The organism is Mesotoga sp. UBA5847 (genome assembly GCF_002432735.1).
Lineage (GTDB): Bacteria > Thermotogota > Thermotogae > Petrotogales > Kosmotogaceae > Mesotoga.
In genome coordinates this window covers 1-17,490 of the sequence record NZ_DJGL01000002.1, presented here as the reverse complement: position 1 = coordinate 17,490, position 17,490 = coordinate 1, and the positions used below count along the sequence as shown (strand labels likewise).

Below are 17,490 nucleotides of genomic sequence, written 5' to 3'. Positions count from 1 at the left end.
CCCCCTGGGCTACTCACCAGTTATAAGAGCAAAGCTATAGAAGTGGTTCTCGAATCTAAAGTCTTAGTGAAGTCATAATTGAAGAAAACCTGAGAGGGAAACAAGGAAACACGAGGGAACTGATTAGAAATAAGGAGGTCTTTCGGGCGTTCACAACTCAGTTCTTAGGAGGTTCTTACAAATATCTTATCCTCAGAAACCGTCTAATCGATTCGACTGTCAGCTCCCTCGCATAGAAATGGAATATATAATGATACCCCATACAAGATGCAAAATGCAAGGAAAATCAGAGCTGTTACATGGGAAACTATACTGATACAAAAGTTAATCACAGAGCCAATTCTGTGGATCTACAAGTATTGCTCAAAGACCGCACTGAAATAAGACGAGAAGAATCGTATTGTAATTCGAGGAACCAACTAACTTTCATTCTCTCCCTATTGAGAAATCAATTTCATCGCGAGTCATCCACATAGTTCATCAGGGAAAATAAGCTGAGAGCAAATCCCTCCCTTTAGAGCTCGACAAAGAATACTGATCTTCAAGAAAAAGAGTTCCGTTGCGTGGATTAGTGACATGTTCTTGCATTAACCTTACAGGAGTATAGCTTCTTGACCTGTGAAATCCGATGTCCAGTTTTGCTCAAGAACGTGGTCGATCTGGCATGGGTGTTTGTTTCGAGAACGATTGTTCAAGATAATGTGATAAAATCGTTTGGGTCGATTAGTCAAGACCAGTTTCATTAATTCTGTAGACAAGCGATACCTCAAAGAACCGTTGACTTTCTGTTGCATATCATACGCTTTCATGCTTGCTTTAAGAGAAATCTGTTTTTGCCGAAAAGGGAGGAATCATCTATTTGAGTCTCTTGATATCGAGGCGAACGAAATCAAAAATGCGCAAGGGTCTCACAATGGTTGAGATAATGGTTACTTTGCTTCTCACGACGATAATTATGGGGATTTTATACGTTGTGCTGACTTCTACATTCAGAATCAGCGGTCAGGTCCAGACACAGCTTGCTATAGATGAAGAGATAATGAAACTGAATAGTGGACTAGGATATATAATTTCGAGAAATTGGACAGCGATTGATTTTGATAGAAGTGACTCGAAAACCATATCGCTCAGATCTAGATTTCCAAACATTGGCGATGAGACGGTTGCGACAGTAACTTACTTAGATGGAGAATTGTTGTTTCTCTACAATAATGCAAGCAATAACCAGGTATCATCTGTCATTGCGGGCAATTTGGAGGACTTTGCTTTTGAGTTTCCACCAGATTCCAGTCACATCTATTATGCTGCTACATTTACTGTTTATGGTATATCAAAATCATCTAATGGGGCGGTGAAGATCTATTAGGAAAGGTTTCACAACTGCTGAGATTCTGATTGTTCTAATCATAATTGCATTCCTCATAACAGGCGGGGTAACCATAATGTTACAATACAAGGCTATGTCTTCTAGGCTAGAAGTAGCCACAAATATACATGCAGCAAAACTAACTGTGGAAGGAATTGTGAGGAATGCTTCTAGTGAGGATGATATTGAACGCATTATAGAAGAGCTTTCGACGTATCCTGGGTTTGAACAAGTTGTAGCTGATGTGATCAGTAAAACTGCTCTGAAACCTGGGGAAAAAATAGTGGGCTGGATATTTGAGGTCTCGCTCACAGATAATAGAATAGGAAGAAGGGAGGTATTTAATGTATATAGATACGACCCCTATGCGAAATAGAGGTGTGATTCTGCCAATAGCGTTAATTCTCATGGCTTTTGCTACGACGATGATAATTGCTGCCGGAATTTCAATCCAGAGATCATCAAGGCAGTTGAATAGCTACGCACTACTTTCGGATCTCAGAGTAGGTTCGAACAATCTAGTGGAAATAGCTACAGTGTTCCTGTCAGAAAACTATTCGGATATGCCCGAACCTTTGGAGGCCCAGTGGGAAGGGTTTAGTGAATTTGTCGCTTTCATTTCCTCTAGAGGAGGATACGAAGGAGTATTGTGGCAAAGTGCAATGTCTGACGTTGGAGCAGGGACATGGTGGTTACTATCAGATGAGAATCTATCAGAAGCTGCTGATTTAAACCCTCTTGCCGAATTTGACAATAGAGGGGTAGCAGTGAGTAGATCAGGAGACAAATTCTCAATCATTTCATGGGTGGAGAAAGGCGCTGTCAAGAGGTATTCATATGGACTTGCAATGGTGGATTCTCTAGCTCAAGTTCCTGCATTGATTTTAGGAGATATTGATAGGGAGTTTGACAGAGTTACAACCACAAAACAGAAGGGATATGATGACTATATTAGCTCGGGTGGTGACTGGATCAATGGGCACGCCATTTTACTAGGCGATGCAATAATTAATAGCCCTAATTCAGATCTTCCTTACATTTTCTCTAATGGTTTAACGGCTCATCGTGTGTCTTTTTCTCCAGAAAAAGAAGATGATCAGGCAAGCTATAACGCCACAGATACAGACTCAGCTTCGTATTTTGTATCACTACTTGAAGATAAGGAAAATCAGTTGAACAATCTGTCGAAGCAAATTGTTTTCACAGATGACAACAAGAACTTATTTTCCGATAGTACATCTATTTTCTCGCCAGATTCGCTGATTTCGTTCAATCTATCTTCCACAGACTCTTACACAATTACTTTTCCCAAGGACCCAACAACAGAGAGTAATGACTACGATTTTATTGAAGTCTCCTGTGAGGCAGGGGATTCCGGGACAACGAAATACACTATAATAATTGAGGCCGCCGATCACACTGTTAGTCTATCCTTCAATAAGAGCGTGAATATTGTGAATAAAAACGGAAATCCCCACATGATTGGTTACATAAATGGGAGATACAGCATCTCGGTATTTGGGGATATAAATATTGACACGAATCTTATCTACGGCGATTCAGCAAAGGATTTTGTGATCGCCACGAGGAAGAGCGATAATCCTAATACTGGCCCTGACGATTTGACCACTTTGACAAAGCCCATCATGTCACTTAAAAAGGTCGAGGAGCTTTTCAGGCAGTTCGAATTGGACAGGGACTATCTTTCGCTATCTGCTTTGGGTGGAAATGTGATTAACACTTTCGGAGTTGGAACGCAGAATGAAGGAAATGCAACGCATGGAGTAAGAGCCATTTGTGGCGATGTCACAGCCCTTGCGAGGTGTGATGAAAGCAATGAAAACTGTGTGGGTGGAAGCTTTTTGTTTCCCGATTTAGAAACGGTCATATCGGGCAATAAAACTTACACAACAAAGCTCTCTCAACTGTTTGTTCTTGGATCTGTTGTTGGGAATAGCTTTGGAACCGATGGAAGTAGCGATTATATTGAGAACTTCTTTGTGACGGTCCCATCTAGTGGTGACTCGGGAGGTACTAGTAAGAAGGTCTTCTCACTGGTTGGACTTAGAGCCTGGTAACGGAATAACGATTGAGTAAGGTTTTTCGGTCTGGGGAAGAAGAGATTCTCTTCTTAGCTTCTAGTACTATATGCCACAGTTAACCCCCAGAGGGCCCTCGCGGATTGCGGGGGCTTTTATATTGAAACTCACAGCGATTACCTGCTAGATGGCTTCGTGCCACTTCAATCATTTGATCAGTTCTTAGAATTAAATACGAAGCCTCGAGATAAGGCCTTCAGAGAAAATTCCGGCGATCTCTCCAGATGTTCTTGAGCTATTTCTTGCCAAAGCGTCATCATAGCGGTCGATGGCTTTTGAATCGAGCATTGATAGCTGTATAATAGTTAATCAAATAGGGGGAGTGTATGTTTCGAATGGACAATAGAATTGTTGAACTCGCTTCTCACGAGCTGGATTTGCATCCCGAAGCAAGGCTCGACGATCTTTACAAGTTGTTTTATCAAGGCACGTTCGGTCCGAAGCACTTGATGGAAGACCAGGCCGTCGCGCTTAGATACCTTGCGGAGGAAATCGACTGCGAAGAGTTCGATCAAGTCCTCTGGCAAGACGTCAGCTATATGGAAAACTTCTTCAGGCTGAATCTTGTTCTTGTAAAGAATAGACAGGTTCTGATCGACGATCTCTTTCGAGCTTTGGTAGCAAGTTCAAGGGTAGGTGCCTCAATGACGCGCGAGGACTGGAAGCTTGAGTGGCAGAGGATAGAAGCGGTTCTTAGAGACTCTCTTCCCGAAAGTGTATTTACTCCGGAATCGACGATTTCAGTCAAGGAGGCCCTTGAAAGCGGCCGGTTGTTACATCACAGTTCTTACTACAAAAGAAGTTATCACCCTCACTACAGAGTGATAAGTCGAGAGTGGTTCGAGAGGCTTATCGGAACTACTTACTGATCGACGTCCCTGCTTCATATGTTCTCTAGCATCTTCGATTCAGCTTTTTCCTGAGATGTTGATTCAGTATCCTGTTATCGGTTGCTTGTGATGTGCTTGTTGTGTGTGTGCTATAGAAAGGAGCGATTGATTCTAAAGATTAATACAGTTTAATGCTGCTTTCTTGATTCAATGTAGTCAGAGAGCGCAAATGTTGAAGTACTGGACGATAGGAGAAAGCAGATCAGGGAAATTGACAAAACGCTCTGTAGGAGCCGTATTAATCCGCAAACCGATTTTCCGTAAACGGGAAAGCCGAAAGCGGATTATCCGTAGCCGGAAAACCCGCCTCTACTAAATAATGATATTACTAAAGGATACTTCGTATCGAAGGAGCTCGATCGATTATTTCTAAGCACAGGCAAAAACTCTATCATAACGAGTCATTATTCAGGCGAAGTTTAGTGCAAGATCGGCAGTTATCCTGCTTCTATACTGACGACTTTGAGATGCGACGAACAGCGAGCTGCTGTCAGCTGTTGGCTGCTTTTGACGTTGCGCTTCGCTATAGCATTAGAAAAGGTCTGTATGAGACCCTCGGTAAAAGTCTGTATTGAAGAAAAACACAAATCTTGAAAACTCAATGCCAGTAGATTGCATAATGCTTTCTCGATTCATTTGTTCAGGAGGAGAGTAGAAGATTCCCTTATCGAGATAGCTTCATTTCGCCGCTAAGTCAAGCTATAATAGCTTTGAAGGGAGGTAATAGAATGAAGTCTATCGTTGTTTATTTCTCATATGATGAAAGTACAAGAGCTCTTGCAGAAGCTATGGCCTCTTCGATCGATGCTGACCTTCTAAGGCTGGTGCCTACGGGAGAGTTTTCTCGAACCTATTATCACCACGTTGAGAATCCCGAGCAAATAGAGACCACTCCCGGATACGATCCTGACAAGGAGCATATCTGGGGAAGCGAGTCGGTAACTATGAATAACAAGCCTGAACTTGAGCCATATGGCTTTGATCCTGACAATTACGATCTTATAATCATAGGCAGTCCCGTGTGGGCTCTCACTTATGCGCCGCCGATAAGTACATTTCTCGCAGAAAACAAGCTGGAGGGAAAGAAGATAGCTCTATTCTGTACACATGATGGAATGATCGGCGCAGCATTTGAGAATCTCAAGAAGGCATTGAAGGGTAACGAAGTGATTCAGGAGATTGACTTCGAGGCACCTTCTTCAAGGCTGGACGAGTACGTTGAAACCGCAAAAGAGTGGGCTAGAGAGCTTGGGGAAGGACTGTAGCGGAACCACGTTATAGGATGCAAATGCCGGGTTCTGTTCCCGGCGTTTTTCTTTTCCAAAAGAGCTTGCTATTTTCGGTAAATGTGAAGGATCAGGCATCTCTTGATGCAGGTATTTGCGCTCTGGTCTCTTCGTTACAGTTGTGCACATTGAAACCAGTAATATGATTAATCTTGAGTTTAATTGTCAAATTATATAGAATATATGTAAAGAGGTGATTGAATGCTAGACAAACAGGAGATCATGAAGGCGATCGGCCTAAGAGTGACTCAGAGAAAGTTCCAGGAAAAGCAACTGTCTCCTGAGCAAAGGAAACAAGTGGATTCTGCTATTGGAGACATTATTCCTCTTAACTCGGATGCTCCTTTGCAATGGTATTTCACTCCGCAGTTTCCGTCTGGTTCAGGAATCGTTCTCGCTAAGCTGAAGGAGTTCACTACTCCCAATCTGATTCGGTTCGGTTTCGAAGGCGAGCAGATAGTTCTTAATCTCACCCTGAAGGGTTTCTCCACTAGCTGGGCCAGACTGCCAAACTACCTGTCCATGATAATCGTGGGCTTTCCCGCTAATAGCGAAGGAGACATTGTTGAGAGAGCCTCTAGATTTCTCTTCAGGGAGGCAAATAGAAAGCCGTTTGCGGAGATTGTTTCTGGCAAGACAGAGTACATAGATGAAAGTATGAAGGATATTTTGAATGCGGGAAGGATGTCGCCTTCTTCATTCAACAGGCAGCCCTGGAGATTTGAGATTCTCGACAGGAACAGCATAGCAATTCACGGCTGGAAGAAGATTCCACTGATCTACGAGGATGTCATTTCGATCGATCTGGGAGTTGTGATATCTCACATGTACCTTATGGCAAAGTCAATGAATGACGATGCAAAAGTCGAGCCAATAAGCCTCAGGAGCTACCTGCTGACATTCTGAAATTCGTTTTTCTGAGATGTTTCAAGGGGAAGGCCTCAGGTTCTGATGATCATAGCTAGTGACCCATATTCAACACTTGGGAGAGTACGTGATGAGCTGAAGGCGGTTTGACGGGTTTTGCCGTATGGTTTTGCTTATACACATTATGGGCCTACTTCTTCTCCTGTAAGCAGCTGCGTTGTCACGTCAATGGAGACGGCGCTCAGCTTCCAAAAAGCGCCAGGATCGAATTGATAGCAGTGTAAAGGGCAACTGAGATCAATCCCGAAATTACGGGAGTAGATACCCATCCAAAGACAATTCTCTTTAGGAGCCTTGCATCAAAGTTTCTCGATCCTCTCGCAAGCCCGACTCCAATAACCGCTCCGACTATTGCCTGCGAAACCGAAACGGGAACCCCAATGAACGCGTAAATTAGGACGGTCAATGATTGTGCCAGTAAGGCAATAACCGAAGCGAACGATTCGAGGGCGACTATCTTTGTCCCGATCGTGTACATAACTCGCTTGCTGAACATTATAGTTCCGGCCGATATGCTCAGCCCTCCAATCAATACAGCCTTCTCAACACCGATGATATCTGCAAAGGTTCCTGTGATATTTGCAACGTTATTTGCTCCAAGAGCGAATGAACCGAAGCCACCAACAATTACCGCAAGTGATTTAAGGAGTATGTCCTGAACAAGAACTGAACGTACTCTTTTGAAGGCGACACCAATAAGTCTATACAGGAAAAGAGCAACGATCGCCGCTACAAGTGGAGTCGTTATCCAGCAAGAGACTATTTTCAACACAACCAGCCAATCAACGCTTCCACTCAGAAGCCCAATGCCAACTATCGAGCCCACAACGGCTTGCGAAGAGGAGACAGGTAACCCCAGCCTGTTAAGCAAGAGAACGGAGATTCCCGCTGCCGCTGCGTTGACTGAAGCAGAGAGCAATGTGTGAGAGCTGAGGCTGGAGAGAGTTTGCATTCCACCGGCCCCACCCAGAATAGCTCCAACAAGCACAGCAAAGCTTGAGATCAGCGCAGCTGATCTGTATTTAAGAATTCCACTTGTTACGGTTGTACCGTATATATTGGCTGCGTCATTCCTTCCGAGAGTCCATCCAAAGAAGACAGCAGGCAGAAATGCTAGGAACACGCCGATCCCTTCATAATCAGTGATAAAAAGGATTATAGCACCAAACAGATGTATTTACTTATGTGGTGTATGCGTTACAGGAGCGAATGTCATCGCCTATTCGCCTTCTGGCTGTTCGATCTCCTTCAAGCAGTATGTGTAGTATCTCTTCTTGTTGTTGCTGTCTATCTTCATCTTCAGACCGTGCATCTCGTTCTCAAAGCCGGGAAACTTGTTGTCGAACTCCTCCGAGAGATTCAGATATTCGATGATTCTCTTCGTGTCGTCTGTATATCTCTCGCCAGGCATTATCACGGGTATTCCCGGAGGGTAAGGAACGACCATTACAGCTGAGATTCTGTTTTGCAGCTCACGGATTCTGACCAGTTCAGTATTGTCGTTAACCAACTCTGAATAGGCTTTGGACGGAAGCATAACCTGCTGGGGATTCCGAGAGTAAACATCCTTCAAGACCTTGGTTATCTTGACCTTTCGGAGGTATTCATGCATCTGTCTGCAAAGCTCCTGAAGGGTCATCTTTCCATATTTCTTTGGGAACTCTCTGACGATATCGGGAAATACATCATCCAGAGGAGCGTCCTCATCGAAGAGCTTCTTGAAAGTGAAGAGCTCTGCGAGCAGAGTTCCAGACTTTCCCTTTGTCAGCCCGAGGGAGAAGAGTATCAGGAATGAGTAATGACCCGATTTCTCAACTACTATTCCCCTGTCTCTAAGGAAAGTTGTGACTATCGTTGCTGGGATTCCCCAATCCCTCATCCGACCTTGTCTCGTTATTCCCGGGGTCATAACGGTCACTTTTATCGGATCGAGAAGGACGTAGTCGTTCTCAAGCTTTCCGAATCCATGCCAGTCTTCGTTTGCTTTGAGATACCAGCAGTCAGGTCTGTCCTTGAGAATCGATTCATCGATGTCTTCGAGATCGAAGGTCTTTCTTTGCCCGTCTTCTGTCCCAATCGAGACCTTTTCCGGCTGCCAGATCTCGAGCCACCAGCGTCTCTTTCGCTCTGATTCTTTGGACTCGATTTCTTCCTTCAGATGCTTCATCTTCTTTCTGAAAATGATTGCCTCCTGAATCGTCTCGTCAATAAGGAATTTGCCTGCGTTTCCGGCCATCATCTTTGCCGCTACATCCAGGGAAGCGATGATCGCATATTGAGGCGAAGTAGACATGTGCATCATGTATGCCTCGTTGAATCTTCCATGATCTACCCTTTTTCTACCGTCCTTTACATGTATCATAGAGCCTTGAGAGAAGGCAGCCAGTAGCTTATGAGTGGAGTGCGTAGAGAAGACCACCGGAGATTTTTCTCTGTCAATGTCTGGTGACATTCCGAAGCGGCTCATATACATTCTATGGAATTTCGCATAGGCGTACCATGCCTCATCGAAGAGAACGAAATCCACAATCTTTTCAAGCTTGTCGAGGATGGTTTTCGCGTTGTAACAGAGGCCGTCATATGTCGAATTAGTGATTACAGCAAGTTTTATTCTGTAGTTCTCTTTGTCTTCCACGAGAGGGCTTTCATTTATTGCCTTTTCGATTTCACTCCATTCAAAATCCTCTTCATGGATCGGCCCGATAATTCCTAAAGAGTTTCTGCTAGGCGTGAGGTAGATTGGTATCGCACCTGTCATTATTATTGAATGCATAATCGACTTGTGGCAGTTCCGATCTATAAGGACAATGTCCCCCGGGGTCACACAATAATGGAAGACGATCTTGTTGGATGTTGAGGTACCGTTCGTCACAAAATATGTCTCGTCGGAACCGAAAATCTTGGCAGCAGACTTTTCCGATTCTCCGATGGCTTCTGTATGCTCGAGGAGAGAGCCAAGTTCCGGCACCGAAACGGATAAGTCGCTCCTGAAAATGTTCTCCCCGAAGAAGTTATGGAAGATCTTCCCGGTAGATGACTTGAGGAAAGCCTCTCCTCCGCTGTGACCGGGGGTGTGCCACGAGTACTTGAATTCATCCACGTATCGTATGAGCTCTTTCAGAAAGGGGGGCTGCAGTTCGTCCATGTAGCGCTCTGTTGCTTCCTCAATTCTTCCCGCGATGAAAGAGGGACTGTCTTCGAGCTTCCAAACGTAGCCATCGATCTGACTGATTATTTCGAGAGGAATCTCCATAACTTTTAGTTTCTCAGTCATGAGGAATATGGGAATAAGCATATTCCTTCCGCGGATTATCTCGATTATCTCTCCCGGGCCTAGAAACTCAGCATCTGGTTTGATCACAAGATCCCAGTCGAGCAAAACACAGCTGACATTTGAATGAGACATGAACTCAATTCTACAGTCGTAGCCTGAGTAAGACTCTATGACTGAAAAGCCTCGCTTCTGAAGCTCTCTTATGATCTCTCTTGTCGCTCTCCCCCCAGTGTTTTCTGAAAGTAAGTCATCGTCAACTACCAGAACAGGAAAGTCCTTGAACAGCTCCATTCTATCCCCTCGATTCTGCCTTTCTGTAGGCAACAAACGAACCCTTCGGTACTCCGAGAAAGCTGCCGATTACATCGCACTTGGCCATAAGCAAAAAGAAGATCTCGCGTTTTGCCGAGCTTAAACCTTCTAGATTGCCCTGTCCTTTAGAGATTACTACATCGGCCCTGGAATAAACATCGAAAAAACCTCTCTGCATAGTCTTTTCCTGAGCGCCAGGTGCATCTGCTCCAGAATCGATTATCGTTGCTACTTCGTCCATGCCTATTTCAAGGGCCTCTCGCATCGTTATGTCATTAAGAGCCGGTATTGTTCTTACCGAGAAGTAGCTGTTCGGCACTCCGGAGAGTTCTAGCAGAAGTTTATCGAGAACAGCTTCGCCACAGTTATCACCGACTATGAGAAGCGAGTCGGTGCTTCGTATCCTTTGCGCTAGCTCTTCTAGATCATCTATTGCGAAAGGTCTCGACAGTGCATCCTTCATTGTCTTATGAATGTCTATCTTATGACCAGGAGCAACATCTATAATATTACCGGCTACCGATAGTTTCAGCGCTCCTAACAAAGGATCGTCAAGCTTGAGGAGTTCCTCCTTAAGATCGTCGTATATTTCCATAAGACTTCTGTTTGAAAGTCTCTTGACGTCCCTGAAAGCGTCATGGTTGCCAAAGAGAGGTTTCAACGCCTCTCCGACCTTTCTGCCGATATCTATAGGAGTATCTGACCAATCCATCTCCGCAACCTCTTTGAGAAAGGTTCTAACAACCTGTTTCTTCTCTTCCTCTCCAGCGTTATTAACGTCTAGAATCCGTAGCAAACTGCTCAGATTGCAGGGGATGCACCTAAGATCTATCTTCATTCAATCACCTCACACTGAATTATACAGTGTTTTGTTGAGCGAGACTTCTACCCGATTTGACTTGTAGGTCTAGCCTGGAGGGGAACTTCCCGACGTAGTCGGCCTCGCCTCCTGCAGAAGGCAGCATTGCGTCCGCCGATGTTCTTTCGGCGCCTTGCGTCTAATTTCAGCAGCGACTGAGTTTTCACTCGCCTTCTCGTGAGCGATGCGAACGTCTCGCCAATGCTCTTTCTCGATTGCTCTTTCGGAGAACGGATAACCCTCAACTCATAACCAGTTCCTTTGCTCTTTCCTACCCCCTACCTGCGGCCCCCAACCACGCTTGTTACACAGCATGATATAATTGTTCTGCATTACAGGAGGTGTTAGCAGTGTATTACAGATCAAAAGAAAATGGTATTTTCAATTTCAATCTGTACTCAAATTACAGGGCAGTAGGGAGTCGATACATCGCTACACGTCCATCGGAGCAAGAAGATGTTGTTGAGGAACTGAACAGCGAAGATGATGCGAAGCTTTTCGAAGACTTTATCTGGGCTTCTCTCCAGAGAGTTCGCGACTATATCGACTTCAAGGACTTTGATAGTTTTTGTCATGGAAGAAGGCAGTGAATGTAAGGCTAAAGGCGAGTAAAGCAACGGAAAACAGAAGATGATGTGAATAATCGCGCATAGTGTTCCGACAGTACCTCAGGCAGTGTATAATAACAAGGATCTACCAGACGCAAGTCGGAGAAAAGGAGGTAAGAATGGAACTAAACCCTTGTTCAGTTGTTTGTATAGGTATTCAAAGTCTTCATTTTTCTAATCACGTTGTTCTTTCCTCAGAAAAAGGTGCTCGCCTTTCTCTCCGCGCTCGTCGTCCTTGCTTCTAACTGAAAAACTTCTAGAAGAGCTAGCATCCTGATAACTATTCTTGTAACTGGATTTATCCTATTTGATTGTTCTAACTTGCAGCAGGCAAGAGGAATTTGACAATTGCTTACATTCTCATGGAGGTGGGAAATATGGTTAAAAAGAGTATACTTACTCTTCTTATAATTCTTTTCATAAGCATTACAGCGTTTTCACTTACTTTCGAAGTATCAATAAGCCAGGACGCACTGGATACAGTAGCGTCTCTAGGTTTAGAGACACCGATCAACGGACGAGTACTCGTAATTGTCAGCAAGGATTCTTCTAGAGAACCTAGCTTGCAGACAGATGTAAGAGGAGTTCCGTTCTGGGGAAAGGATGTCTTCGATATGACATCTGAATCGGTAGTGGAGATCTCAGATGGAGATATGGCTGTGGCAGGTTATCCAATTGAGATATCGGAACTACCGGCCGGAGAATACTTTGTACAGGCTTTTGTAAATGTATACACGACCTTTGCTAGAGCCGACGGTCATACCATACTCATGCACGATGACACTGGAGACGGGCAGTGGTTCTGGGAATCAGTTGGCAATGCAAAAAGCAAGACCAAGAAGATCTATCTTGATCCGGCAAATCCCGGTACAGTGAAACTGGCTATCACAGAAGTGATAATGCCCGATTATGAACTAGAGCCAGGCATGGTGCTTCAGCAGGGGAATTACTCAGATACTGAATGGGTGAAGTACATAAAGATCAAGAGCGATGTTGTTTCCGAGTTCTGGGGCAAAGATATGTATATTGGAGCCAATGTCCTTCTCCCCGAAGGTTACTACGACAATCCTGATGTGTATTATCCGGTGATCTACTATCAGGGACACTTCCCTGGAGGCAGTGCTCCGGTGGGATTTAGAGTGAACAACGACGTATATAAGTTCTGGAATGAGGAAGGAAATGCAAGATTCATAGCCGTATCGTTCAGAGATGCCACACCTTACTACGACACATCTTATTCCGTCGACTCGGCGAACTCTGGCCCATACGGGACTGCAATAACAGAAGAACTCATACCTTATCTCGAAAGCCAGTTCCGAATGATTCCCGAGAAATGGGCAAGAATTCTTGCAGGCGGATCTACCGGAGGATGGGAAGCCCTTGCCATGAAAGTCTTCTACCCTGACTTTTTTGGAAGAACATACGTCTGGTATCCCGATGGAGTCGACTTCAATTATTATCAGTTGATCAACATCTACAACGATGACAATGCTTATTACTCCGACTTTGGCTGGATAAAGACCGAAAGACCGAGTGCAAGAGATACTCATGGTAACATCAGATTCACCGTGAAGCAGGAGAACTACTTCGAAATGGCTGCTGGACCGAGCAACAGATCTGGCGGGCAGTGGTCAGTTTGGGAATCAACTTACAGTCCCGTTGGCGCTGACGGATTCCCTCAGCCGATTTGGGATCAGGTAAGTGGAGAAATAAACAAGAAAGTTGCCGATTACTGGAAGAAGAATTACGATCTCAACTACATTCTTCAGGAAAACTGGGAAGAGATAGGTCCCAAGATAGCCGGTGATGTGCATGTTGCAGTTGGTGATATGGACAACTACTACCTCAATGAGGCAGTCTATCTCCTGAAAGACGCTATGGAGAAAATGGAGAACCCGGTTTCCGACATGACTTTCGATTTCGGCCCGAACCAGGGTCACGGATGGAAAGGCTGGAGTCCAGCCGACCCCAGCAAGGCACTTGCTCTCCAGGAATGGCTTGCACAGCTTTCAGACTACATGAAGGAAACCGCTCCGGAGGAAGCAGAAAAGAACTGGATCTACTAGATACTCCAACATAAAGAAGAGGGATGCTAGAATTGACCGGAGGGGAAACCCTCCGGCTTCTTTATTCAGGAGGTGTTCTTCTGAGGATTCTAATAGTCGAAGACGAGGCAACGATATCTGCCTTTCTTCAGAAGGGTTTGAAAGAGGAGGGCTTCGCAGTGGATGCAGCGAGAAGTGGAAATGAAGCCCTGGAACTAGCTTCATCAAACCAATATGAAGTAATAGTTCTGGACATTCTTTTGCCTGGCAAAAATGGTTTCGAAGTCTGCAGTGAACTGAGAGCAAGCGGTAATTACACACCTGTTCTCATGTTGACTGCTCTGGATTCTGTAGACGAGCGGGTTAAGGGGCTTAACACGGGAGCGGATGACTATCTCGTAAAACCATTTGCATTCAAGGAACTGCTTGCAAGGATCAATGCGTTGCTTCGCAGGCCACGTGAAACTTTCGAAAGGGTTTTGAGAGTCGGGGACTTGTCTATAGATACTGTCTCTCATATGGTACGAAGGGATGACGTGGAGATTGAGCTTTCACCCAAAGAGTACAGGCTTCTGGAGTATCTTGCAAGAAATGCTCATCAGGTTCTGAGCAGGACACAGATCGCAGAAAGCGTCTGGGATCAAGATTTTTTCAGTGATTCGAACGTCGTCGATGTCTACATAAGATATTTGAGAAAAAAGATTGACGATCCTTTCTCCACAAAGCTAATCAACACTGTTAGAGGCTTCGGTTACAGGCTAGGTTGATACGATGAAAAAGATAGTTCCTATCAGGATAAAGCTGACTCTCTGGTACGTCCTTTTCCTGGGTGTTATTCTATTTGCGTTTAGCGTTTCGATCTATGCGATTCTCAGCGCACAGCTTCATAGCGAAGCCGATTCGTCATTGAGAATCGTATCTTCGCAGCTCCTTGCAAATATCGAGATCGTCCAGGATCTTCCGATATTCAGGAAGACCGTCGAAATGGAATCTCTCAGTAACAGGTTACTTGCCGAAGGATTCGCTGTCAGGTTGATGGATGGATCGGGAAACATTGTTGAGGGTTTTGGGCCGTTTGGAATTCTAAAGGCCTCATTAGAGCTTTCTGACAGGGAATTCACTACAGTCTCTACATCTGTGGGCGTCTGGAGGATTTTCACCGTTAAGATTGGTCAGTGGGGATGGATGCAGGTGGGAGAATCTCTTTCGAGTGTCAGAATTGCCCTCTTCCGACTGTCCAGGTTGATGCTGATTCTCGGACCTACGATAATTATTCTTGCAGTGCTTGGCGGGTTTTACATGGCAAAGAAATCGCTTGAGCCCGTGGAGAGAATTACGCTGCTTGCAGAAGAGATCAGTGTTGAAAAACTCAACAAGAGGCTCAACCTGACTTTGCCAAATGACGAGCTAGGACATCTCGCCAGTACTTTTGACGGAATGCTCGAGAGACTTGAAGAATCCGTCAAGAAGCAAAGACAGTTCACGTCTGATGCGGCGCATGAGTTGAGAACGCCTTTGACAGCGATTAGAAGTATTGTGGACGTTACACTTCACAGAGATAGGGATTCCGATGAATATGTGAATGCGCTTGTTCAGATTCAGAACGAAATTGAAAGACTTAGCAGTATTATAGATGATCTTCTTGTAATCACGCGGCTTGAGAATAGCCTTCAAAAAGGTGATTACAAAGTCTTTCCAGCAGGGGTCTTAATCGAAGATGTTCTTGACACGATAGCAGTCCTCGCCAAAGAAAAGAACATACATATTATGACGGAAATTCCTTCTGACCTTGAGATAGCAGGCGATCGACAAAAGCTTTCTAGAGCAATCTTCAATCTCGTGGATAATGCGATAAAGTACACCCCCGAGGGCGGCCAGATAAGGATATCCGGAGAGAAAGACCAGTCAAGAGAAGAAGTCGAAATTCTCATAGAAGACAATGGAATAGGAATACCGGCAGATGAGATTGACAAGATATTCGACAGGTTCTATAGAGTTGACAAGGCGAGATCTGAGACAAGGGGCACAGGACTTGGGCTGTCTATAGCTCAGGAGATAGTAAAGGCTCACAACGGAACGATAACTGTAAAGAGCTCATCTCAGCAGGGATCTATATTCAGAGTGACTCTCCCCTTGAAAATTAGAAAACTCTAATCTGAGTCTAATTCTTCTCTAATCTCTCCGATTTATATTTGGTTGCAGCAGCGATAGAAGTTTCACATAGATGTGATCCCCGTACACAGATGTAGATCAAGCAATTGCGGGAAGGGGAGCCTGGAAATGAATCAAGCTACTCCGGCAAGGCGATAGCAAGACAGGCTCCCATTCTGGAAAAATGAAAAAAGCCCTTTTCATCATCCCCAAAATAGAAGCCAGGTGACTGGCTTCTATTATTCTAGTCTCTCCGAGGGAGTGACACCGACATCCTGGAATGAATCTTAAGCATTCCCTCGGCTTGAAGGAAGCTTAAGATATCAAATAACTCGTACCTCAACATGTTCAGCTCCCCGGCCAAAGCGTCTATGTTTACATAGATATCGGGATCGTTTGAGGTCAACTCCTTGAGCTTCAAGATCACCGCCTGTCTTTGCTTTTCCTTGTCAGGGATCCCGCCTCCTTCAACTTGAAGAATCCCCTTGTGAGTAATCCTGCCCATTCTGAAAGGCTTGATCTCGATCAGTTCTTCATCCACTAGTATATTCAGGCTTTCGTTCACTTCGCCGGGACAACCTCCGACTTCCCTAATCAACTCGTCAACAGAGAAGTATCTCTTTTCTCTCCCGAGAACTTTGTCGTATATCTTCGCCAATATTGATTGTTCATGCTCTGATATGCCCATTTCAATACCTCTTTGGTTTTCCTACCGGAGCCATGTAAATGACAAATTCGTCATAACCATCTAGACCTATCAACTTATCGATCTTCTCCTGATCGTAAGCTGCAATGGCGCATGTTCCAAGGTTTAGGGCCTCACAGGCAAGGTATAGATTCTGGCAGATATGACCTGCGTCCAGAAGGATTGGTTTGTATGATGTCAGGTCGTATCTCCACTCTGTCCTGTAGGGGATGACCGACCATACGAAAGTTGCAGCGCAATGTCCAACGAACTTCTGGCCTAGAGCGGCATCAGCAACTTCACTGGCGAAGTCGCCTTCCTTCTCCAAAACCAAAGAGTGAGACAAGGCGACGTAACGATAAAGGCCTCTCTTCAACCCTTTTACCAGTCTAACGAATATGTATGTCTCAAACGGGTGCCTTGCTCCAGCAGACGGGACAGTTCGCAACGTCGCATAGTTGTTTTTCATCACTGCTTTTACACCCTGAGAAGACCAGAGAAGAAAAGACAAAGCCTCAAGCGACAACTTCTCATCCGAGTAGACTCTTCTGCTTTCTCTAGAAAAAACTATCTCTCTCAAATCCTTCATTATAAGGTGAGTTGAGTTTGGGTCAGGAAGACTAATAAGGTCGTAACCCTCCGAGCTCTTCTCAAGAGAGGGCTGCGGCAGTCCCTTCATCTGATCTGTCTTGTTCATCTCTCTATTGACTTCTTGCCATATCTTGTTGCTCAAGAAAGCTCTTCCTTCCTTTCTTGTCATCATGAGAGCTCGCCTCCTTCGATTCATATAAATAAGTGTAGCACAGCAGCAAAAAAGTGAAGGACAGACTTGCAAATCTAATCAGAGCTTTTCAACAAGAGCCGCTATATGCTGGTCGCTGACGAAGACAACGTTGGCCGTCAACGGTCCGCCGTCCACCGAAGAGCCCGCTGTACGCTTAAGAACGAGGACCCGCTGAACGCTGTAAGAGCGGTCCTCCGTCAGCCG

At 44.9% G+C, this 17,490-nt stretch carries 15 protein-coding genes; 10 read left to right on the top strand and 5 right to left on the bottom strand.

The features are described 5' to 3' along the window. Positions 1–859: 859 nt before the first annotated feature. The 6 genes from B3K91_RS00130 (at position 860) to B3K91_RS00105 (ending at position 6,547) form a co-directional block, all read left to right on the top strand. Positions 860–1,366, top strand: coding sequence for a PulJ/GspJ family protein (locus B3K91_RS00130; RefSeq protein ID WP_214079725.1), 507 nt, complete (start codon positions 860–862; stop codon positions 1,364–1,366). A gap of 76 nt (positions 1,367–1,442) precedes the next feature. Further along, the gene (locus tag B3K91_RS00125; protein WP_214079724.1) at positions 1,443–1,742 is read left to right on the top strand and encodes a hypothetical protein; all 300 of its coding nucleotides are present in this window, start codon (positions 1,443–1,445) and stop codon (positions 1,740–1,742) included. Beyond that, complete coding sequence (locus tag B3K91_RS00120) at positions 1,711–3,444, top strand: hypothetical protein (protein WP_214079723.1); 1,734 nt, start codon at positions 1,711–1,713, stop codon at positions 3,442–3,444. The genes B3K91_RS00125 and B3K91_RS00120 overlap by 32 nt, the downstream gene beginning before the upstream one ends. A gap of 347 nt (positions 3,445–3,791) precedes the next feature. Then, entirely contained in the window at positions 3,792–4,334 is a 543-nt protein-coding gene (locus tag B3K91_RS00115; RefSeq protein WP_214079722.1) for a hypothetical protein, read from the top strand. A 749-nt stretch (positions 4,335–5,083) separates the two neighbouring features. Continuing rightward, entirely contained in the window at positions 5,084–5,620 is a 537-nt protein-coding gene (locus B3K91_RS00110) for a flavodoxin family protein (protein ID WP_214079721.1), read from the top strand. A gap of 222 nt (positions 5,621–5,842) precedes the next feature. Further along, positions 5,843–6,547, top strand: a complete 705-nt coding sequence (locus B3K91_RS00105; RefSeq protein WP_099829539.1) for a nitroreductase family protein — start codon at positions 5,843–5,845, stop codon at positions 6,545–6,547. 202 nt (positions 6,548–6,749) lie between these two features. Here the strand turns inward: B3K91_RS00105 and B3K91_RS00100 are convergent, their stop codons facing one another. The 3 genes from B3K91_RS00100 to B3K91_RS00090 all read right to left on the bottom strand — a co-directional run bounded on the left by B3K91_RS00100 (position 6,750) and on the right by B3K91_RS00090 (position 10,992). Continuing rightward, on the bottom strand, positions 6,750–7,691 hold the full coding sequence (locus B3K91_RS00100; RefSeq protein ID WP_292593263.1) for an inorganic phosphate transporter: 942 nt from the start codon (positions 7,689–7,691) through the stop codon (positions 6,750–6,752). A gap of 96 nt (positions 7,692–7,787) precedes the next feature. Continuing rightward, complete coding sequence (locus B3K91_RS00095; RefSeq protein ID WP_214079720.1) at positions 7,788–10,133, bottom strand: Orn/Lys/Arg decarboxylase N-terminal domain-containing protein; 2,346 nt, start codon at positions 10,131–10,133, stop codon at positions 7,788–7,790. A 1-nt stretch (position 10,134) separates the two neighbouring features. Further along, entirely contained in the window at positions 10,135–10,992 is an 858-nt protein-coding gene (locus tag B3K91_RS00090; RefSeq protein ID WP_214060066.1) for a damage-control phosphatase ARMT1 family protein, read from the bottom strand. 371 nt (positions 10,993–11,363) lie between these two features. Between B3K91_RS00090 and B3K91_RS00085 the strand changes: the two genes are divergently transcribed. The 4 genes from B3K91_RS00085 to B3K91_RS00070 all read left to right on the top strand — a co-directional run bounded on the left by B3K91_RS00085 (position 11,364) and on the right by B3K91_RS00070 (position 15,820). Continuing rightward, positions 11,364–11,603 carry a chemotaxis protein gene (locus B3K91_RS00085; protein ID WP_099829535.1) on the top strand — a complete coding sequence of 80 codons (240 nt, stop codon included), beginning with the start codon at positions 11,364–11,366 and terminating at the stop codon, positions 11,601–11,603. A gap of 395 nt (positions 11,604–11,998) precedes the next feature. After that, complete coding sequence (locus B3K91_RS00080) at positions 11,999–13,687, top strand: alpha/beta hydrolase-fold protein (protein ID WP_214079719.1); 1,689 nt, start codon at positions 11,999–12,001, stop codon at positions 13,685–13,687. 80 nt (positions 13,688–13,767) lie between these two features. Continuing rightward, entirely contained in the window at positions 13,768–14,433 is a 666-nt protein-coding gene (locus B3K91_RS00075; protein WP_165775351.1) for a response regulator transcription factor, read from the top strand. Positions 14,434–14,437: 4 nt separating this feature from the next. After that, complete coding sequence (locus B3K91_RS00070; RefSeq protein ID WP_292591773.1) at positions 14,438–15,820, top strand: sensor histidine kinase; 1,383 nt, start codon at positions 14,438–14,440, stop codon at positions 15,818–15,820. Positions 15,821–16,061: 241 nt separating this feature from the next. Here the strand turns inward: B3K91_RS00070 and B3K91_RS00065 are convergent, their stop codons facing one another. Further along, positions 16,062–16,505, bottom strand: coding sequence for a hypothetical protein (locus B3K91_RS00065; protein ID WP_292591775.1), 444 nt, complete (start codon positions 16,503–16,505; stop codon positions 16,062–16,064). A 1-nt stretch (position 16,506) separates the two neighbouring features. After that, positions 16,507–17,265: a SagB/ThcOx family dehydrogenase gene (locus B3K91_RS00060; protein WP_099829531.1), complete on the bottom strand. Its 759-nt coding sequence runs from the start codon at positions 17,263–17,265 to the stop codon at positions 16,507–16,509. Positions 17,266–17,490: the final 225 nt, after the last annotated feature.